The sequence below is a fragment of the Psychrobacter sp. NG254 genome, assembly GCF_015277735.1.
Lineage (GTDB): Bacteria > Pseudomonadota > Gammaproteobacteria > Pseudomonadales > Moraxellaceae > Psychrobacter.
The window spans coordinates 1-527 of the sequence record NZ_JADHDA010000026.1; the positions used below are offsets into that span (position 1 = coordinate 1).

Here is a 527-nt window from a genome sequence, read left to right on the forward strand (position 1 = left end):
AGTGATCTATCCATGGCCAGGTTGAAGCGTGTGTAAGAGCACGTGGAGGACCGAACCCACTTAGGTTGAAAACTGAGGGGATGAGCTGTGGATAGGGGTGAAAGGCCAATCAAACTTCGTGATAGCTGGTTCTCTCCGAAATGCATTTAGGTGCAGCGTTGCGTGTTTCTTGCCGGAGGTAGAGCTACTGGATAGCTGATGGGCCCTAAAAGGTTACTGACGTTAGCCAAACTCCGAATGCCGGTAAGTGAGAGCGCAGCAGTGAGACGGTGGGGGATAAGCTTCATCGTCGAGAGGGTAACAGCCCAGACTACCAACTAAGGTCCCCAAGCGTGTGCTAAGTGGGAAAGGATGTGGAGTTGCATAGACAACCAGGATGTTGGCTTAGAGGCAGCCACTCGTTCAAAGAGTGCGTAATAGCTCACTGGTCGAGTGATTCCGCGCCGACAATGTAACGGGGCTCAAGCACACCACCGAAGTTGTAGATTTCGTATGTTAGGTAAGCCTTCGTGGTTCAGCCGTACGGA

General features: G+C 52.0%; 1 rRNA gene. It reads left to right on the plus strand.

Going from position 1 to position 527, the window contains the following annotated elements:
• A 23S ribosomal RNA gene (locus IP510_RS13625) occupies positions 1 to 527 on the plus strand; the annotation flags it as partial.